We start from the raw sequence: 21,681 nt of genomic DNA on the forward strand, positions 1-21,681 counted from the left end.
AATCTTATTTTACTTGAGTAACTTATGAATATTTCCTCATGCCAAAAACGCGAACTATTAGCGAAACTTCTACAACAAAAAGCAGCTAAACAACATTTTCCGCTTTCTTTTGCTCAAAAAAGATTATGGTTTCTCGATAAATTACAACCAGGATTATCAGTTTATAACATCCCTGCGGCTTTGCGGTTGACGGGTAATCTCGATGTCACTCGTTTAGAGCAAAGTTTACAGTCAATTGTGGTACGTCATGAGATTTTACGCACCAGTTTTACTGTAATTAATGATGAACCTGTACAGAATATTGCTGCCAATTTAAAACTAACTTTACCTTTAATTGATTTGCGGGAATTATCACAGCAAAATCAAGCATCAGAAGTTATACAGCAAGCTAAATTGCTCACAGAACAACCGTTTAAACTTACAGAACCGCCTTTATTACGTGTTGCGTTACTACAACTGAGTAATACTGAATTTGTGTTGATTTTGGTGATGCACCACATTATTACAGATTACTGGTCATTTCGTGTTTTAGTACGGGAATTAATATCAATTTATCAAAGTCAAACCTTAGCAGAATTACCAATTCAATTTGCTGATTTTGCAACTTGGCAACAAAAATGGTTACAAAGTGAAGCTAGGCAAAATCAATTATCATATTGGCGGGAACAACTGCAAAATTATCCCCATGAATTATCTTTACCAACAGATTATCCCCGAAAGGCTATAAAAAGTTTTCAGGGCGCAAGGCTATTTTTCACTTTATCACCAGAATTATCTGAGCAATTACAACGACTAAGCCAACAGCATAATTCTACAGTTTTTATGACGCTGTTAACAGCATTTAATATATTATTATATCGCTACAGTGGGCAAGATGATATATTAGTTGGTTCTACAGTTACTAGCCGCGATCGCAAAGAAATTGTCAACCTTATAGGTTTATTTGTTAATAATCTCATATTTCGCAGCAATTTATCTGGTAAACCCAGTTTTCTCCAACTTCTCAACCAAGTCAAAGAAACAGTTTTAGGCGCATTATCTCATCAAGAATTACCTTTTGAGGATTTGGTAGAACAACTACAACCAGAGAGAAATTTAAGTCAAAATCCTCTATTCCAAGTCATGTTTGTTCTGCATAACACACCCAGCCAAACTATAACCTTACCTGATTTAAAAATCGAACCAGTAGAAACAGAACACTCCACATCTCGGTTTGATATCAGCTTGGATATGTACGAAACATCAAAAGGATTAAGGGGAACTTGGGAATACAGTACAGAATTATTTCAATCAACAACTATTGAAAGCTTAAACGAGCATTTCCAAACCTTATTATCAGCAATTGTCCTCAACCCAGAACAATCCATCGTTGAATTACCATTATTAACACCAAAAGAGCAAAATTTACTCACACAGTGGAACGATACATTTACAGATATTCCTGAATTAACAGCTTATGAATTATTCAGTCAACAAGTAACTAAAACCCCAGATAAAATCGCCGTTATTTTTGGCGGTGAGTCCCTAACTTATCAACAACTCGAACAAAAAGCCACTCAACTAGCCGATTATTTGCAAAACTTGGGAGTACAAGCAGAAACACGAGTAGGAATTTATTGCGATCGCTCCCCAGAAATGGTAATTTCGTTATTAGCAGTACACAAAGCCGGCGGTGCTTACGTTCCCCTCGATCCCAGCTATCCCCAAGAGCGCTTACAATTTATAATTAACGACTCAAAAATATCAATCTTAATAACTCAAACATCCTTATTAAATAACCTACCAAAAATAGAGTTAAATACACCTCTCAAAACTCCTCTCTGCGCCTCTGCGCCTCTGCGTGATATAAAAACCATCCCCCTAACCAGCGACAAAACCAGTGACTTCTCACATCCCCACCAACTCGCCTACCTAATTTACACCTCCGGCTCAACCGGAACACCCAAAGGCGTGCAAATTTTGCACAAAAGCTTGAGTAACTTCTTAACCGCAATGTCCAAAGCACCAGGACTAACAGCAGCAGATAACCTCCTAGCTGTCACCACCTTAGCCTTTGATATTGCAGCCTTAGAGATTTTCCTACCCTTAACAGTAGGTGCGTGTTTAGTCCTAGTAGAAAGGGATGTCACCCTAGATGGAGAGAGATTAGCACAAGCGATCGCCAAACATCAAATCACCGTCATGCAAGCCACACCCGCCACCTGGAGATTACTCTTAACCAGTGGTTGGGAAGGTAAACAAGACTTAAAAATCCTCTGTGGTGGAGAAGCATTAGATAACACCCTAGCCCAACAACTATTATCCTGCACTCAAGAAGTCTGGAATCTTTATGGGCCAACAGAAACAACCATTTGGTCAGCAGCCCAAAAACTCAGTATAGATCAACCAGTCACCATCGGTCATCCCATCGCCAATACCCAATTTTACGTCCTCGACCAACATTTACAACCCCTCCCCATAGGAGTACCAGGAGAATTATATATTAGTGGTGCAGGAGTAGCCAGAGGATATTGGCAACGCCCAGACTTAACAGCAGAAAGATTTCTCCTCAAAACTCCTCCTCTCTGCGCCTCTGCGCCTCTGCGTGAATACACCCTATACAAAACAGGCGATCGCGTCCGATATCTCCCAGATGGTAAACTAGAATACTTAGGTAGATTAGATAATCAAGTTAAAATCAGAGGATTTCGCATTGAACTAGGAGAAATAGAAGCAGTATTAACAGAACATCCCGCAGTCACCCAAGCAGTAGTCACAGTCAGAGAACAAGAACCTCGCTTAGTAGCATATATAGTTCCATGTTCCACAGAATCAAACTTACCCCACCCCAGCCCTCCCCTTATAAAGGGGAGGGAGTTAGATAATTCTCCAGTTTCCCTTATAAAGGGGAGGGAGTTAGATAATTCTCCAGTTTCCCCCCTTTATAAGGGGGGATTAAGGGGGGTAAATGATTTACAAACATTCCTAGCCAACAAACTACCCAGATATATGATTCCTGGGATATTTGTCACATTGGCAGCCTTACCCCTCACACCTAATGGTAAAATTGACCGTAAAGCCTTACCTACACCGAATACTCAAGCACTGGTACATGAAACGCCTCGCACCCCAACAGAGGAAGTTTTGGCGAGTATTTGGGCTACGGTGTTGGGTGTCGAGTCAGTGGGTATTGAGGATAATTTCTTTGATTTGGGTGGTCATTCCCTCCTAGCTACGCGGTTAATTTCGCAAGTGCGGCAGGTATTTGGTGTAGAATTGCCTTTGCGTCATCTGTTTGAAAGTCCCAGGATTGCAGATTTAGCGGGGGTAATTGCCCAAAGTCACAGGGAAGCTAGCCCTATTTTGCCTATTCCTCGTACTAATAATTTACCTCTATCCTTTGCCCAGCAACGTTTTTGGATTTTGGCGCAGTTGGAACCAAACAGCATTGCTTATAATATTCCTCTGGCTGTACAAATTCAGGGCGATATTGATTTGGGTATTTTGCAAGCCAGTTTTGCGGAAGTAGTCCGACGACAGGAAATGTTGCGGGCGAGTTTCTCAAGTTTGGATGGACAGCCTGTTTTAAGGATTGCTGATGTTTGTGATGTCCAGATACCAGTAATTGATTTGCAAGGATTACCGGAATTTGAACAGCAGCAGCAGGTGCGGGACTTGGCGCAAAGTCAGGCGCAGCAGCCTTTTGATTTGGCTGATGGTTGTTTGTGGCGGGTGCGGTTGCTGCGTTTGGGGCAGGGAAATCAGGTTTTGTTGTTGACTTTGCATCATATTATTGCTGATGCTTGGTCTGTGGGGTTGTTGGTTCGGGATGTGTTTCACGCAGAGGCGCAGAGACGCAGAGAGGTGGAGAGGATTCAATATGTGGATTTTGCTTTTTGGCAGAGGGAGTGGTTGCAAGGGAGGGTTTTAGAGGAACATTTGCAGTATTGGCGGGGACAGCTGGAGTCTGCGCCTGTGATGTTGGAATTGCCTACTGATTATTTGCGTCCGGCTGTACAGTCTTTTCGGGGGTCTGTATATGGGTTTGATGTTTCGGCGGAATTGACTCAGGGGTTGAAGGGTTTGAGTCGGATTTCTCATAGCACTTTGTTTATGAGTTTGCTGGCTGTTTGGAATGTGCTGTTGTATCGTTACAGTGGTAGTGATGATATTGTGGTTGGTAGTGCGATCGCTAATCGTAATCGAGCTGAAACTGAAGGGTTAATTGGTTGTTTTGCGAACACTCTAGCTTTACGTACTGATTTAAGTGAAAATCCTAGTTTTATGACTTTGTTGGCACGGGTACGGGCAACGGCTTTGGGTGCTTATGCCCATCAGGATTTACCTTTTGAACAATTGGTAGAAGTTCTCCAACCAGTGCGATCGCTCAGTTATACGCCAATTTTTCAAGTCATGTTAGTGTTGCAAAATTTACCTTTACCAGAGTTAGATATGGCGGGAGTGCAATGGCAAGTGATTGATGCCGATAGTGGTACAGCTAAATTTGACCTGACTTGGGTAGTGAGGGAAACTGCCCAGGGGTTACGTTGTAAGTTGGAATATAATACTGATATATTTGCAGCCACAACAATTGAGCGTTTGGCGGGACATCTAGAAACTTTGCTAGAGGCTGTAGTGGCAAATCCGCAGCAACCTATCAGCGAACTACCGTTATTGACTATTGCAGAAAGACAGCAACTAGCACAATGGAACGCAACTCAACGCCAGTATTCTCAGCCCCAATGTTTACATGAATTATTTGAGGCACAGGTTACAGAAACACCTGAACGTATAGCCGTTGTTTGGGGTGAAAAACAGCTAACATACCAAGAATTAAACACCAAAGCCAATCAATTAGCCTGTCATTTGCAAAGTTTAGGTGTACAGCCTGAAACGCCTGTGGGAATTTGCGTTGACCGTTCCCTAGATATGATTATCGGCTTATTGGGTATTCTCAAAGCTGGTGGTGCTTACGTTCCCCTCGAACCCAACTATCCCCTAGCCAGATTAGCATTAATTATTCAAGATGCTCAAATGCAGGTGTTACTCACCCAGCAACAGCAATTAACCAAATTACCCCAACTAGAAATTCCCACAGTTTGCCTAGATTCCCCAATCCCCAGTCAACTGTCAACCGTCAACCGTCAACCTTTAACATCCAACCTCGCCTACATTATCTACACTTCTGGTACAACAGGCATTCCCAAAGGAGTCGCCATCACCCACCAAAGTCCAGTTACACTCATGTATTGGGCGCGAGAGATTTACTCAGCAGCAGAATTAACAGGTGTTTTAGCTTCCACTTCAATTTGTTTTGACCTTTCAGTATTTGAAATCTTTGTTCCTCTGAGTTGGGGAGGTTGCGTCATCCTGGCTGATCATGCCCTACAATTACCAGAATTACCAGCCGCAGCACAGGTGACGTTAGTAAATACAGTTCCCTCAGCAGCCAGAGAACTCTTGCGTTTAAATGGTATTTCTGCATCAGTGCAGACAGTCAATTTAGCCGGCGAACCTTTACCGAAATCCCTTGTAGACGCACTTTATCAACAATCGACAATTCAGCGAGTATATAATCTTTACGGCCCTTCCGAAGATACTACTTATTCTACTTTTACCCTTATTCCTCCACATAGCCAACAAGCCCCCACAATTGGTAAACCCATCGCCAACACTCAAGTTTATATCCTAGATCAAAACCTGCAACCCGTTCCCATTGGCGTACCCGGTGAAATTTACCTCAGTGGTGCTGGGTTAGCAAGAGGTTACTGGAAGCGTCCAGAATTGACCGCAGAAAGGTTTATTAATTGGGGAATAGGGAATAATCAACTTTATAAAACAGGCGATCGCGCGCGTTATCTTCCTGATGGTAATATTGAATATCTAGGTCGTTTAGATCATCAAGTCAAACTGCGCGGTTTTCGCATTGAGTTAGGAGAAATCGAAGCAGTACTCAACCAACATCCACAGGTAGCCCAAGCTTTAGCAATAGTTCGTAACGATAACCCAGAACATAGCCGTTTAGTTGCTTATGTTGTTCCTAAATCTCACATTGAAACAGCAGAATTAAGGCAATTTTTAGCAGAAAAACTACCTGCTTATATGTTACCAACTGCCTTCGTTATCCTAGAAACTTTACCTTTAACCGCTAATGGTAAAATAGACCGTCAAGCTTTGCCCATACCTGATTTATCACCAGTCACTACCACAGCAACCGCACCCCGGACACCCATAGAACAACAATTATTTAACATCTGGAGTCAGGTATTAGGGATTGCATCTCTTAGCATTCACGATAATTTCTTTAGCTTGGGTGGTGATTCCATTCTAGCAATTCAAGTAGTAGCCAAAGCAAATCAGCAAAACTTGGCATTGCGTCCCCGGCAAATGTTCCAATATCAAACAGTGGCAGAACTAGCGGCCATTGTAGACACCAAAATCATATTACCGAGTGACCAAGCACCAGTTACAGGAGAAATTCCTTTAACTCCCATTCAGCATTGGTTTTTTGAACAAAATCTGGTAGATGCACATCATTGGAATCAAGCAATTCTGTTAGAAGTAAAGCAATCTCTTCATCCTGAATGGTTACAACAGGCATTAAATCACCTATTATCACATCATGATAGCTTGCGTTCCTGCTTTACAAACACCCCCGATGGTTGGCGACAATTTGCAGCAGCAAATCCAGTCCCTCTCCTCGCTTGCGGGGACGGGCTAGGGGTGGGGTTTTATCATATTGATATCTCAGAGTTAGCAATTCTCACCCCAGAAAAAGTATCAGAAACCATAACCAATGTTGCCAATGATTTACAAGCCGGCTTTGACCTAGAAACACCGCCATTGCTGCGTATCGCCTATTTCAACCTTGGTAGAAACCAAAATAATCGTTTACTCCTCATCTTCCATCACTTAATCATCGATGGTATCTCTTGGCGAATATTTCTTGAAGATTTGCAACTAGCATATCAGCAACTTAGCCAAAAACAAGAAATACAACTACCACCAAAAACCACATCTTACCAACAGTGGGCAATCAAACTTCAAGATTACACCTGGACAGGCGATTTACAATCAGCATTTAACTACTGGACATCTCCCCTTTGGCAGCAAATACCACCTTTACCCGGAGATTATGCCCCAGGTTCCAACACAATGGCAGATGTAGAAACTTACTCTACATTTTTAACAGTTCCAGACACCCAAGCCTTACTTCAAAACGTTAACAACGCCTACCACACCCAAATCAACGACATTTTATTAACAGCACTAGCACTAGCCTTTCAAGATTGGACAGGTGAAAATCGTCTATTAGTAGAACTGGAAGCACATGGCAGAGAAGATTTGTTTCCAAACATGAATTTATCTCGGACAATGGGTTGGTTTACAAACCTATTTCCGGTATTATTAAATATAACTCCCTCTTCCGATTTAGGGGTTTACCTCAAAACAATCAAAGAACAACTGCGGCAAATTCCAGACCGTGGTATCAGCTATGGATTGCTACGTTATCTAGCATCCCCAACAATTCAAGCTACCCTGAAATCAAGACCTTTACCACAAATCAGATTTAACTATCTAGGACAATCTGACCAAATCTTCTCAGATAATTCCCTATTCACCCCAGCGCGTGAACTTATCGGATATAGCCGGAGTCTCAAAGGAAATCGCAACACTTTAATTGAAATTAACAGTATAGTCACAGGAGGAAAACTACGATGTGATTGGAGTTACAGCCAAAAAATACATCACCGTCAAACCATCACCACCTTAGCAGACAACTATCAACAAATACTACTTGCACTAATTCAACATTGTGTCACCCCTGACATTAGCGGCTTTACCCCCTCTGATTTCCCAGAGATGGATTTTACCCAAGATGAACTTGATAAGTTGTTGGAAGAGTTATGAGAAGAGTTTTTTTAAACGCAAAGGTACGCGGAGGTAACGCGGAGGTACGCAGAGTTCTCTTACTCTCTGCGCCTCTGCGCCTCTGCGTGACACCAACTAAATATTTGCATCACAACATCAAAACCAAAAATCATGCACCCCGTGGATAAACGCCAAAATATAGAAAATATCTATCCCCTATCTCCCATGCAGCAAGGAATGCTATTTCATACCTTGTTAACACCACAAGTAGGCGTGTATGTACCACAAGTTTGCTTGTATCTGGAAGGAAGACTAGATATAAATGCTTTACAAACTGCATGGAATCAAGTTGTGGAAAATCATGCAGCTTTACGCACAGCTTTTTATTGGGAACAGCGAGATAAACCTTTCCAAGTTGTATTTCGGCAAGTAGAAATTCCTTGGAAATTGTTAGATTGGCAAGGAATTTCAGAGGCAAAAATTAAGGTAAAATTAGAGGAATATTTACAGGGCGATCGCACTTTGGGATTTGACCTAAAACAACCGCCCTTAATGCGTTTTACTCTGATTAAGCTATCAGATATTAAATATATTCTTATTTGGACACAGCATCATTTAATTCTTGATGGTTGGTCATCAGCATTAGTAATTAAACAAGTTTGGCAAAATTATTATAATTCCCCATTTTATTATCCTAATTCTCGCCCCTATATTGACTACATCTCCTGGTTACAGCAACAGGATAAAATCGCCGCTAAACAATTTTGGCAAAAGCAACTTCAAGGATTCACCACACCTGCTTATTCCCTCTCTTTTTCAAGAAGTGAAAGCAATAAGTTCACACCCCAAGAACAACACCGCAACCTCACCCCTAGTCAAACCACTTCTTTACAACAGTGGGCAAAACAGCAACAATTAACTCTCAATACTCTTTTACAGGCTGCTTTTGCTATATTATTAAGTCGTTATTGCCACACCACAGATGTAGTATTTGGTGCAACTTCATCAGGACGACCCACAGCGATCGCTGGTGTAGAATCAATGGTAGGGTTATTTATCAATACCTTGCCGGTGCGAGTGCAAGTCTCAGCAACAGAGAATTTAGTTGCATGGTTGCAAAAGTTACAAGCACAACAAGCAGAAGCTTTAGACTATGAATACACCTCTCTTTTGGAAATTCAAGAATGGAGTGAACTTTCACAGGGAATTTCACTATTTGATAGTATTTTAGTATTTGAAAATTATCTCGTTGATACATCGGCAATTCCAGAAAATCAAGAATTACGTATTGTTGATATTCAATCTTTAGAATGGACAAGTTTCCCCTTAACGGTGTTGGTTTCTGTGGGAAATCAATTATCATTGAAGGTGAAATATGACCGCAGCAGATTTACAGATCATACTATTACTCAATTATTAGAGCATTTCTGTATTCTGTTATTAGGCATGAGTCAACCAGTGCAAACTGTAGGAAACTTGCCCCTATTAACTCAGCAGGAATACAAAAGCATTCATGAATGGAATCAAACAGAAGCATATTATCCCCTAGAATCTATTCATCAGCAATTTGCCGCCCAGGTAGAACGCACACCAGATAATATTGCTGTGGTATTTGAGGACAAACAACTTACTTATAAAGAATTAAATCAACGTGCCAATCAATTAGCCCACTATTTACAAACTTTGGGAGTACAACCTGAAATCCCAGTGGGAATTTATATTGAACGTTCCTTAGAAATGGTGATTGGAATATTAGGTATTCTGAAAACTGGAGGTTGTTATGTTCCTCTAGATCCTGCTTATCCTGTTTCCAGGTTAACATATTTCATTGATGAAACTAATATTTCAGTATTATTAACACAATCATCTTTATTAGATAAATTACCTCATTATTCTGGTAAAATTCTTGCTTTAGATACAGATTTACAGGAAATATCCCAGACATCTGAAAATAACCCCACTACCTTAGTTAATCCTGACAATGCAATTTACATCATATATACCTCTGGTTCTACTGGTACACCCAAGGGAGTCATTAATAATCATAGAGGTGTTAGTAATCGGTTGTATTGGATGCAGCAACAGTATAATTTAGAGATAGGAGAACCAGTTTTACAAAAAACCCCCTTTAGTTTTGATGTTTCGGTATGGGAATTTTTCTGGACATTACTTAACGGTGGTTGTCTAGTAATGGCTAAACCAGAAGGACACCAAGATACAAATTATTTATTAGAGATTATTGAACAGCAGCAAATCACCACATTACACTTTGTGCCGGCAATGTTGGGAGTATTTTTAGAAGAACCAAATTTAACTGCACGCTGTCGCAGTGTCAAGCGGGTAATTTGTAGCGGTGAAGCCTTATCAATAGAGATTCAAAATCGCTTTTTCCGCAGTTTAAATGCAGAATTACACAATTTATATGGCCCAACAGAAGCTGCAATTGATGTAACTTATTGGCAATGTCAACCTACCCCTCCCAACCTCCCCTTAGTAAGGGGAGGTGCTGAAAGCGGTGGGGTGGAATTACATACAGTACCTATCGGTCGTCCTATTTCTAATACCCAAATTTATCTGCTGAATGAAGATTTACAACCAGTCCCGTTAGGTGTAACTGGTGAAATTTACATTGGTGGTGTGGGAGTTGCACGGGGTTATTGGAATCGTCCAGATTTAACGGCGGAAAGATTTATTAATCCACAGTCAACAGTCAACAGTCAACAGTCAGCAGTTATCACTCTCTATAAAACAGGCGACCTTGGCCGTTATTTACCTGATGGTAATTTGGAATACTTGGGGCGATTGGATACTCAAGTAAAAATTCGGGGATTGAGAATTGAGTTAGGCGAAATTGAAGCGGTACTAAATCAACATCCTGATATTCAACAAACAGTTGTGATTTTGGACTCCAAATCCTCTGAAAATCAGCGTTTAGTTGCTTATATTGTGCCTGCTTCAACTAGCACCGAGTCAGAATCTTTCACTCAAGAATTACAGAAATTTCTGTTATCTCAATTACCAGATTATATGCTGCCGTCAATATTTTTAGTGTTGTCAGCGTTACCTTTATTGCCTAACGGTAAAATCAATCGTCAAGCTTTACCTCAACCTGAGACTGTACGCCATGCTAATCAAGCATATATTGCACCGCGTAATTCTACAGAAACGCTGGTTGCTAATATTTTGGCGGATGTGTTGCGAATCGAACGCATGGGAGTAGATGAAAACTTTTTGGAATTGGGGGGAAATTCCCTCTTGGCAATTCGGGTAACATCACGACTGAGGGAGGCTTTTCAATTGGATTTACCTTTACATAGTGTGTTTGAAAAACCAACAGTTGCTGGACTTGCAGAACGAATTCAAATTCTACAACAAACTATTCAACAAATGCAAACTACCCCATCTGATCAACCAGGGCGTAAGGAGATTTCGCTATGAAGACCATAGAAAAATTTCTGGCACACCTTTACAGCCTAGATGTGAAACTGTGGATAGAAGATGCTAATTTGCGGTGTAGTGTTCCTGAAGATGTGCTGACGGATGAACTTGGTGTAGAATTGCGATCGCGCAAACCTGAAATTATCAATTTTTTACGTCAAGCTAAGTCTTCTGCAATCAATTATTCACAAGCAATTTTACCAGCAGAACGCCATGAAAATCTGCCGCTTTCTTTTGCTCAACAAAGATTGTGGTTTTTAGAACAATTGCAACTGGGGAATGCTACATATAATTTACCCACGGCAGTGCGATTAAAGGGGAATTTAGATGTTAGGGTATTAGAGCGATCGCTCAATGAAATTATTCAGCGTCATGAAGTATTACGGACACAATTTAAAACCGTAAATGGCAATCCTGTTTTACACATTCAGCCAAGTGTCACTCTTCCCCTAGCTGTCATTAATTTACAAGCATTTAATCCCCTAGAACAAGATGAAGAAGTCCGCCACCTCGCCTTAAAAGCAGCACAGACACCCTTTGATTTAGCCACAGATGTACTATTGCGGGTGAAAATTCTCCGTTTGGCTAAAGATGAAAACGTAGTGTTATTTACCATGCACCACATCGTCTCTGATGGTTGGTCAATGGAAATATTAATTAAGGAATTGGCAACCCTTTATAATGCTTTTAGTACCAATCAACCATCCCCCTTACCAGAGTTAGCAATTCAGTATGTTGATTTTGCAATTTGGCAGAGACAATGGTTACAAGGAGAAGTTTTAGACACGCAACTAGACTATTGGCGACAACAGTTAGGCGGTATTCTGCCAGTATTACAATTACCCACCGACTACCCCCGTGGACGAGTACAAACATTTCGGGGTGCAATTGAGTCTTTTTCTCTCTCTCCTCAGTTGAGTCAAGACATTATCAAAATAGCAAAAAGTGCAGGTGTCACCTCCTTTGTTACCCTCCTCACAGCTTATAAAATCCTTCTGCATCGCTACACCGGACAAACAGATATACTCGTTGGTACTCCCGTAGCTAATCGCCATCGTCGGGAAATTGAAGGTTTAATTGGCTTTTTTGTCAACACATTAGTATTAAGAACAAATCTCACAGATAATCCTAGTTTTCAGGATTTATTGCAACAGTTAAAAAATACCACTTGGCAAGCTTACGATCATCAGGATATACCTTTTGAGAAATTAGTAGAAGTTCTGCAACCAGAAAGAGATTTAAGCTTTAATCCTTTATTTCAGGTAAAATTTCGCTTAGAAAATGCCCCCACAGAAAAATTAGAATTACCGGGGTTAACTCTCACACCTCTAAATCGTACAGAAGCCAGCGCCAAACTAGATTTAAGTTTGGATATGTACGAGACATCAGCAGGTTTTGTGGGTGCATTTGAGTATAACCGAGATTTGTTTGCACCAGAGACAATTAGCCGCATGGTAGGACATTTTCAGACTCTACTCACAGCGATAGTTGAAAACCCAGAAAAACGGATTTCCGAATTACCATTACTTACAGAAAGTGAAAGACAAAAAATCCTCATTGATTGGAATCAAACTCAGGTAGAATTTCCCAGTCATTTAACTTTTCAAGACTTATTTGCAGCGCAGGTAGAAAAGACACCGGATGCAGTAGCGGTTGTATATACCCCACCCCAACCCTCCCCTGACAAAGAGGAGGGAGTAGTTGTTGAGTCTCTTACTTATAGAGAACTCAATCAAAAAAGTAATCAAGTTGCTCATTATTTGCAAAAAAAAGGAGTGAAACCAGAGATAATTGTGGGATTATGTGTAGAGCGATCGCCATTAATGATCATCGCTTTACTTGGTATTCTTAAAGCTGGTGGCGCATATCTTCCCCTAGACCCCAATTATCCCCCAGAACGTTTGGGATATATGTTGGCTGATTCCCAAGTTCCGATTTTGCTGACAGAAACCAGCCTGAAACCAGCACTCAGCACTCCCCCAAACTATGAAATAATTTACCTAGATACAGACTGGGAAATAATTTCTCAATGCAGCACAGAGAACCCAAAAAGCGAAGTTACACCAGAAAATTTAGCTTATTTAATCTACACTTCCGGTTCCACTGGTAAACCCAAAGGCGTTTTAATTCCCCACATTGGCTTAACAAATCTCACAAAACATAAAATAGAAATTTGTGATGTTCATCCAGGTGATTGTGTACTGCAATTTTTCTCACTCAGCTTTGATGCTTCGATTCCCGAAATCATCATGGCCTTGGGAAGTGGTGCTAAACTTTGTCTCGCTAAATCCGAATCTTTACTACCAGGAGAAACCTTACTACAACTGCTACAAAATAATGCAGTTACTCATATAACTATCACCCCTTCAGCCCTGTCTCTAATTCCTTCAGCAGATTTACCACATTTGCGAATGATATTAGTAGGAGGAGAAGCCCCATCACCTGAATTAATCGCCAAATGGTCAGAAGAAAGACGCTTTATTAACGCTTATGGACCAACAGAAGTAACAGTTAACGCCAGCATGGTACTTTGTGGTAATGGTCATCCTTTGCTTCCCACCATTCGCCCCAGCGCCAACAAACAACTATATATATTAGATAATTATTTACAACCCGTCCCCATCGGTGTAATTGGTGAACTTTACATTGGTGGAATTGGTTTAGCGCGAGGTTATTTAAATCGTCCAGATTTAACAAACCAAAAATTTATCCCTAACCCATTTAGTCAGTTATCAGTTATCAGTTATCAGTTATCAGTCAACAGTCAACCCAGACTTTATAAAACCGGCGACCTTGCTTGTTACTTACCTGATGGTCGCATCAAACTTTTAGGAAGGATTGATAATCAAGTAAAAATTCGCGGTTTTCGCATTGAACCGCAAGAAGTGGAAACAGTATTGTGTCAAAATTCTGGGGTGCGTGCCGGGGTAGTAATAATCCGCGAAGACCAACCAGAACAGAAGCGTTTAGTTGCTTATGTGATTCCCAATGAAGAAACCAGGGAACAGGGAAAAGAAAATTTACTTACTTCCCAGTCCCTCCGCAGCTTCATGCGCGAGAAGTTACCAGAATATTTGGTTCCTAGTGCATTTGTGCTGTTGGATAATTTACCCCTAACACCTAACGGTAAAGTAGATATCTACTCTCTCCCCGCACCCGAAGAAATAGTCTCAACATCTGAATTTATTGCTCCTCGGACACAAATTGAAGCGCAATTAGCCAATATTTACACCCAGATACTCAACTTAGAAAAAGTCAGTATTCACGATGATTTTTTTGAATTGGGGGGACATTCTCTCATTGCTACCCAATTAATTTCTCAAGCCTTACAGGTGTTTCAAGTGGAACTAACTGTAATGGATTTGTTTGATGCGCCGACAGTAGCAGGTATGGCGGAACGGATTTTGCAAAGACAATTAACGGCGGAAGTTACCGTAATATCTGACACCGGAGACGATGAACGGGAGGAGTTTGAAATTTAATGATTAACCAACTAATTTACCTGAAACCCAATGTCATCGTTGAACCACTTTTCAATCAGTGGTACGCGTGGTCATACTTAATTTCTCCCGCTACAGCCGCAATGTATATTGCTCATTCCCATCTGCCAATTATGCAATCTTTTGTAGCTGCACCCCAGGTACATCAAGATGCTTTAAAAAATCCGGCGATGATTGGCGGTCCTTTCATTAACTATGATTCCAGTCGAGTTGAGGATATACAGATATTACTAGAGACAACCCAAAAACAGCAAGCGCATCTGCTAGAACTGGCGCAAGCAATTCAAGATTTAGAAAAAATCTTAGCTGAACATACTCAGGGTTATTCCTTAGAGCCTTTGTATGAGAAAATTCCTCAAGCCTTACGTGGATATGTGGAATTGGTGCAAGATAGTAATAATTATCCGTCAATTCGTTTTATTGAAGGGTTACTTTATCGCAGTCCATATTATAATCCCGCCAATCAATCGGTGAATTTGTACTTGGGTGATGGAGATAAACGGGCTTTTGTTTTGAGTACACCACGCTTACCAGATGAGCAGAGTATACATCTAAAAATGGCATTTAGCGATCGCGCACTTGACCAACTCTTCCAAATGCGTCACACTCCCCAGCCCTATGAAGATATTCGAGATACCCTCAAAATTAAACCCCAGCAAGAAACTCTATTTGCAGACTTTTTCACCACCACACCCCCCAAGCAAGAACCAGACTACAGAGGGGAAGCTGTCCGAGTTCGTTATTTTGGTCACGCCTGTGTTTTAATTCAAACCGAATCCATTAGTATTCTTTGTGACCCCATCATTAGTTATCCCGATGATTCTGGAGATAATCGTTACACATACCAGCATCTCCCCCCGGTGATTGACTACGTTTTGATCACCCACAATCATCAAGACCATATAATGTTAGAAACACTGTTGCAGTTACGCCACAAAATTCAAACTGTGGTCGTTCCTAAAAGTAATAAGGGAACCTTAATTGACCCTTCTTTAAAATTGATGCTGCAACAAATTGGGTTTAAAAATGTCCGAGAAATTGACGAATTAGAAGTAATTCATCTTACAGATGGGTACATAACCGGATTACCATTTTTAGGAGAACACGGAGACTTAAATATTGCTACAAAAGCTGCGTATTTAATTAATCTCAAAGGACGTTCAATATTATGTGCCGCCGATTCTAATAATATTGACCCCCAACTGTACAGCCACCTACAGCAAATTTTTGGCGATATCGATGTATTGTTCATTGGTATGGAATGCGGTGGTGCGCCTTATACGTGGGCTTATGGGGCATTATTAACCAATCAAGTCCCGCGAAAAATTGCCCAAACACGACGCTTAGATGGTTCTGATAGTAGCAGGGCGATCGCCTTAGTGCAACAACTCCACCCCCAGCAAGTATATATTTATGCAATGGGTCAAGAACCTTGGCTCACCTTCATCACCTCAATTATTTATACCGCAGAATCCAAAGCAATAATCGAATCTAACCAACTAATAGCATATTGTCATAGCCAAGAAATTCTCAGCAAACGCCTCTTTGGTTGTGAAGAAATCTTCCTCATACCAAACCCGAAAACCTCATCAATTATAGGAAATATCAAAACTCACACCCTTTTACAACCGGAAGTTTGGGGAGAAGTATCTTCAATTCAATCATTTCTCTTTGAATTGCAGCGTCTAGATATTCGCATTTGGCTAGAAGATACCGATAGCATACCCAAACTACGCTGTAACGCTCCCAAAGGAGTTTTAAAACCTACCTTAAAAGCACAATTACAGGAACGCAAAAGCGAAATAATTGAATTTCTGCAAAACTCTGGAAAAACAAAAGTAGAAATAGATTGGCAACAAGAAACAACCCTTGATTCAACAATTATTCCTCCTTCCTCATCTTCCCTATCCCCCGCAGCTTCCTCATTACTATTAACAGGTGCGACAGGATTTATCGGCGCATTCTTATTACAAGAACTATTAAATAAAACCACAGCCTCAATTTATTGTTTAATCAGAGCCGAAAATATTGAAACAGCAAAACAGAGAATAGTCAAAACCTTACAAAACTACCAAATTTGGGATAACTCATACTCAGAAAGAATTATTCCCATAGTAGGAGACTTAGCCAAACCAAAATTAGGACTATCTGCACTAGAATTTGCCAACTTAGCCAACCAAATAGACATAATTTATCATAATGGAGCAAAGGTAAATCACACAGAACCTTACAACCGTTTAAAATCCGCCAACGTGTTAGGTACACAGGAAATTTTCAGACTAGCAAGCCAGAGCAAATTAAAACCTGTACATTTAATTTCCTCAACCAGCATTTTTGCAGCCAATAATCATAGTAACTTACAGATAACAGAAGATGATAACTTAGATAAATATGGTATACCTATTGGTGGATATGCTCAGAGTAAATGGGCAGCCGAAAAATTAGCCATAACAGCCATAAACCGAGGAATACCAGTCAAAATATACAGATTAGGAGCAGTTTCAGGAGATAGTAAAACCGGAGCATTTAATCAAGATGACTTTCTCTACAAACTGCTTTTAGGCTACGTGCAATTAGGCAGTATACCAGATACAGCCATGCCCTTAGAAATCTTACCAGTAGATTACGTCTGTAGTGCCATCATCGAACTATCAAAAATAGCATCCAACCATCAAATTTTCCATATCATCCAACCCAAACCCGTCTCCTCAGAAATTATTTTTGAACAACTAAAAAAAATCGGCTTTAAAATTGAGAAAATTTCCTACCAACAATGGAGAAACAAAATATTAGAAATAGCCCAAAATTCCCCAGAACATATCCTATATCCCCTAATTCCCCTACTACCGAAACAAAGAACCACCCATGAATCACAACCCAATACTAAATTGCAAATTGACAACAGAAAAACCCAAAACATCCTAAATCAACTAATCACCCCACCCACCATCAACGAAAACCTAATACAAACCTACCTCTCCCACCTCATCCAACAAAACCTCATAAAAAAACCTCCCTCAAACCTCCGCGAACCTTTGCGTTAACCTCCGCGAACCTCTGCGTTTAAAAATCATGATATCCAACACACCAAACCATACAGAATACGACACCTGGGCATGGCTATATAACCAAACAATGGGGCCAGAATATTGCCAAAACCAACTAAAACCCCTAGAAAAAATCCTCCTTCCCCGACTAAACCAAAACGCACAAATCCTAGACTTATGCTGTGGAACAGGACAACTAGTGCAAATTTTAATTAATCAAGGATATCAAATAACAGGCATAGATAACTCCAACCAAATGTTAAATTATGCCCGTCAAAATGCACCCAACGGCAAATTCTTATTAGCAGATGCACGTCAATTTGAACTCCCCCCATCCTTCGATGCAGCATTTTCCACAAGCGCAGCCCTCAACCACATCATGACAATTCCCGAACTACAGCAAGTCTTTCAAAGAGTATATTCAGCCCTCAAAGATAACGGCTGGTTTCTCTTCGATATCAACCATCATCAACAAATGCAGCGCTGGTGGAGAGGCAAAATTGTTGAAGGAGAAATCGAAAAAAAATACGCTTGGATGCTGACACCAAATTATAACCCCGATGAACGTAAAGGCTACTTCCAAGTCACAATGTTTCAACAAAAAACCAAACCATCATCCACACCTTTACTGCGAACAATATGGCGTTTATTTTCCCCAATATTAAACCACCGACTTTTATACAAACTCCGAATAAAATTCCTAACTGCATTTCAAGCCAAAGAAAAAAATTGGCAAAAAATGGCTGAAAAATACCCCGTCAGAGGACATATCCCCGAAGAAATCAAAACTGCATTACAACAAACAGGCTTCACCGACATTCACATCCTCACCCTAGAAGGAAACCCCACAATAGACGATAGACACTCAGCATACTTCCTATGTCGTAAACCCATAAATATTTAACCTCCACTTACTTGCTTATAACCTTTCTTCCTTTGCGCCTTTGCGCCTAACGTACTTCGTACTTCGCTTCGCTGATGCGTGAAAAAAAACACCCATGACAACAACGAAAAACCCCCCACAACAGTATCTAGAAACATTCATCCAAAAATATACCCAACGTACCCAAGCGTCGAAAAACCTAGCTCAAAAAAATCGGCAAATATTAGCCGATAAAACCTCAATTGGCATCAAATTCACCCCAGAAATCAAAGAACTTTGCTACCCTATTGCTGTAGAAAAATCTAATGGTTCTCGACTGTGGGATATTGATGGCAACGAATACATAGACATTCTTATGGGGTTAGGAACTAACTTATTTGGACATAACCCCCCATTCATCCAAACAGCCATCACCGAACAACTACAACGAGGAATGCACATTGGTGTCCAAAATACAATAGCTGGAGAAGTAGCCCAACTCATCAGTGAATTAACAGGTGCAGAACGCGTCACCTTTAGCAACACAGGTACAGAAGCAGTAATGACAGCTGTACGTATAGCCCGCGCCGCTACAAAACGTTCAAAAATAGTGATTTTCACCAATTCCTATCACGGACATTTTGATGCTGTACTTGTACGGGCAACAATGACAGAGTATGCTAAAAAAGCTGCTCGTCGCGTCATGGCAGCGAAATCCGGTAGTTTTCTTGGTAGACTACTACAGCCAATTCAAGCAGGTTTAGCAGCCAACCTCAACCCCAAAGCCGTACCCGCCGCCCCAGGAATTCCCCCCAGTGCAGCCGATGACGTGCTGATTTTAGAATACGGTAATGAACATTCCTTAAACTTAATTCGCAAACACCGCCAAGAAATTGCAGCTGTTTTAGTAGAACCTGTACAAAGCCGTTTTCCCGAACTCCAACCCCGCGAATTTCTGCAACACCTGCGACAAATCACCCAAGAACTGGGAATAGTCCTAATTTTTGATGAAATGGTGACAGGTTTTCGCATTCACCCCGGAGGAGCGCAAGCACATTTTGGTGTAAAAGCAGACATTACCACATATAGCAAAATAGTTGGAGGTGGGCTACCAATTTCGGCAATTGCTGGCAAAGCAAGTTATATGAATTACATAGATGGTGGACAATGGCAATTTGGTGATGATTCCGCCCCTCAAGTCCCCACAACCTTCTTTGCTGGGACATTTTGTAAACATCCCCTCGCCCTCGCCGCCGCCCATGCCACCTTACAACACCTCAAAACATCGGGTATTGCATTACACCAAGCTTTAAATGAACGAACTACGCAGCTTGTCAGTGATTTAAACGCTGATTTGGCACAACAGAATATAGCCATTAAGTTTACCAGCTTTGGGTCATTTTTTGCTGTAGCTACTTCCCAAAATGCAGTTTCCCCAATGGCGATGAATCTACTTTCCTATCATCTCATAGAAAAAGGAATACACCTGCGCCAAGGAGACAAAGGAGGATTTCTTTCCACAGCACACACAGACGAAGATATTAATCTCATCAAAAAAGCATTTATCGAGAGTATCAAAGAATTGCAAACCCAAGGACTTATAAACAAATAGAAATAAAACCATGCCACAAATCGGAAAATACTGCAAAGCTTATCTACTACAACAACTGCGTCAATATAAAAACTGGCAAGAAAACCCAAACCTCCAACAACAACTAACAGAAGATAGTATTCTCTACCTACAAGAAAACTATGTAGTAACAACCGGAATTTATCTCGACCAAAACATCATATTTAACCATATCACCCCCGAATGGCAAGAATTTTGTCAACAGACCTTACAATTCACCATTCCCTCCTCCTCATAAAACCTCCGCGAACCTTTGCGTTAACCTCCGCGCCCCTTTGCGTTAAAAACCCAAATCTCAACATGAAACTAGAACTCCTAACTCCCTGGGAACTCCCCATCAAAAGCAACCTAACTCAAAACAATCAAATTAAAATTCAAAAAGTGCTGAAAGAACTATTAACAGCACTAACTCAACCCAATATTCAACAGAATATCACCATCATCGAAAACATGATCATGGAATTAGAAATATATAATGTATTCACCCCCGAAATAACATCAACAAACACAAACTTAAAGTACTGGGAAATTGAAGATTTTGATACTTACTTTCAAGTAAATCATGTCCAAAGCACCGAACCGGAAATATGTTTAGTAAAAAGTTTGTTATCCACAATTAAAACATTTTTCTGCTTAAATCAAAGTAACGCCAATTTAGATGAAACTCAAATCAATTTACAACGAGAAGGTTTTTTAACTTATATTTATTTATTAGGGCGAGTTTTTCAGCTTGAACTAGAGTTATGAACAACTTAAAAATTGAAGCACAGGAAATTTGGCAAGGTTTTCACTGGTCATTTTTTATTAATATTCAAGGATTAATTATTTGTTTGCGTCGCTTTGAACTATGGCTCATACAAGAAAACTTAGCAGAAGCACAAACAGAATTAGAAGCTGCCACCAAATTAATGTTAGCATCAGGTGCAGCTATGCAATTAGCAGGTAGCTTAAGTCCCGAATTGTATGATGCACAAATTCGTCCTTCAATGATGCCTCCTCAAGTTAAATCTCATGATTTTAGTGGTTTAATGTCCTGGGAACATTCAGTTCTCGTCAAAGTTTGGAAGCAGCTACGCCCCCATTTTGCTAACTTACCAATAGAATTAAAAGACCAACATCAAGAGTTTGTTGATGCTTATCTTTATCTGGCTTCTTCTCATCGCGCAGTTTGTCAAAAATTCGGTGGTGAAGAAACGGGTAGTTTGCGATTTGAGCGGAGTTGTGCTGTTGATGTTTTAGATGCTTTTGCGCGGAGTCGCTGTCAGTTTATTAATCCTGAAAATATGGAGAATAATCTCACGCAGAGGCGCAGAGGCGCAGAGTAAGATTTATGAGTTTTTTATTAGAGATTTT

Annotated in this window: 9 protein-coding genes; all 9 read left to right on the forward strand. The window is 40.5% G+C overall.

The window, feature by feature from the left end:
• Nucleotides 1-24 precede the first annotated feature (24 nt).
• The 9 genes from NSP_RS11905 (at nt 25) to NSP_RS11945 (ending at nt 21,653) form a co-directional block, all read left to right on the forward strand.
• Complete coding sequence (locus NSP_RS11905) at nt 25-7,890, forward strand: non-ribosomal peptide synthetase (protein WP_006194153.1); 7,866 nt, start codon at nt 25-27, stop codon at nt 7,888-7,890.
• Nucleotides 7,891-8,022: 132 nt separating this feature from the next.
• A complete protein-coding gene (locus NSP_RS11910; protein ID WP_017804093.1) occupies nt 8,023-11,289 on the forward strand; it encodes a non-ribosomal peptide synthetase in 3,267 nt (1,088 codons plus the stop codon).
• Nucleotides 11,286-14,771 (forward strand): non-ribosomal peptide synthetase, encoded by a 3,486-nt coding sequence (locus NSP_RS11915; protein ID WP_006194156.1) that lies wholly within the window; start codon nt 11,286-11,288, stop codon nt 14,769-14,771. Before NSP_RS11910 ends, NSP_RS11915 begins: the two co-directional genes overlap by 4 nt.
• Complete coding sequence (locus NSP_RS11920) at nt 14,771-17,833, forward strand: thioester reductase domain-containing protein (RefSeq protein WP_006194157.1); 3,063 nt, start codon at nt 14,771-14,773, stop codon at nt 17,831-17,833. Before NSP_RS11915 ends, NSP_RS11920 begins: the two co-directional genes overlap by 1 nt.
• Nucleotides 17,834-17,861: 28 nt before the next feature.
• On the forward strand, nt 17,862-18,740 hold the full coding sequence (locus tag NSP_RS11925) for a class I SAM-dependent methyltransferase (protein ID WP_231859456.1): 879 nt from the start codon (nt 17,862-17,864) through the stop codon (nt 18,738-18,740).
• A 94-nt stretch (nt 18,741-18,834) separates the two neighbouring features.
• Entirely contained in the window at nt 18,835-20,310 is a 1,476-nt protein-coding gene (locus tag NSP_RS11930) for an aspartate aminotransferase family protein (RefSeq protein WP_006194159.1), read from the forward strand.
• Between the two features lie 10 nt (nt 20,311-20,320).
• Complete coding sequence (locus NSP_RS11935) at nt 20,321-20,566, forward strand: hypothetical protein (RefSeq protein ID WP_006194160.1); 246 nt, start codon at nt 20,321-20,323, stop codon at nt 20,564-20,566.
• 62 nt (nt 20,567-20,628) lie between these two features.
• Nucleotides 20,629-21,075 (forward strand): hypothetical protein, encoded by a 447-nt coding sequence (locus tag NSP_RS11940; RefSeq protein ID WP_006194161.1) that lies wholly within the window; start codon nt 20,629-20,631, stop codon nt 21,073-21,075.
• Nucleotides 21,072-21,653 carry a hypothetical protein gene (locus NSP_RS11945; protein ID WP_006194162.1) on the forward strand — a complete coding sequence of 194 codons (582 nt, stop codon included), beginning with the start codon at nt 21,072-21,074 and terminating at the stop codon, nt 21,651-21,653. Before NSP_RS11940 ends, NSP_RS11945 begins: the two co-directional genes overlap by 4 nt.
• Nucleotides 21,654-21,681 lie beyond the last annotated feature (28 nt).

The organism is Nodularia spumigena CCY9414, assembly GCF_000340565.2.
Lineage (GTDB): Bacteria > Cyanobacteriota > Cyanobacteriia > Cyanobacteriales > Nostocaceae > Nodularia > Nodularia spumigena.

Bases quoted from the DNA above. Each gene is read 5' to 3' on its own strand.
- NSP_RS11910 (WP_017804093.1), top strand. From the start codon at position 8,023: ATGCACCCCGTGGATAAACGCCAAAATATAGAAAATATCTATCCCCTA.
- NSP_RS11935 (WP_006194160.1), top strand. From the start codon at position 20,321: ATGCCACAAATCGGAAAATACTGCAAAGCTTATCTACTACAACAACTG.
- NSP_RS11920 (WP_006194157.1), top strand. From the start codon at position 14,771: ATGATTAACCAACTAATTTACCTGAAACCCAATGTCATCGTTGAACCA.
- NSP_RS11930 (WP_006194159.1), top strand. From the start codon at position 18,835: ATGACAACAACGAAAAACCCCCCACAACAGTATCTAGAAACATTCATC.
- NSP_RS11915 (WP_006194156.1), top strand. From the start codon at position 11,286: ATGAAGACCATAGAAAAATTTCTGGCACACCTTTACAGCCTAGATGTG.
- NSP_RS11945 (WP_006194162.1), top strand. From the start codon at position 21,072: ATGAACAACTTAAAAATTGAAGCACAGGAAATTTGGCAAGGTTTTCAC.
- NSP_RS11940 (WP_006194161.1), top strand. From the start codon at position 20,629: ATGAAACTAGAACTCCTAACTCCCTGGGAACTCCCCATCAAAAGCAAC.
- NSP_RS11905 (WP_006194153.1), top strand. From the start codon at position 25: ATGAATATTTCCTCATGCCAAAAACGCGAACTATTAGCGAAACTTCTA.
- NSP_RS11925 (WP_231859456.1), top strand. From the start codon at position 17,862: ATGATATCCAACACACCAAACCATACAGAATACGACACCTGGGCATGG.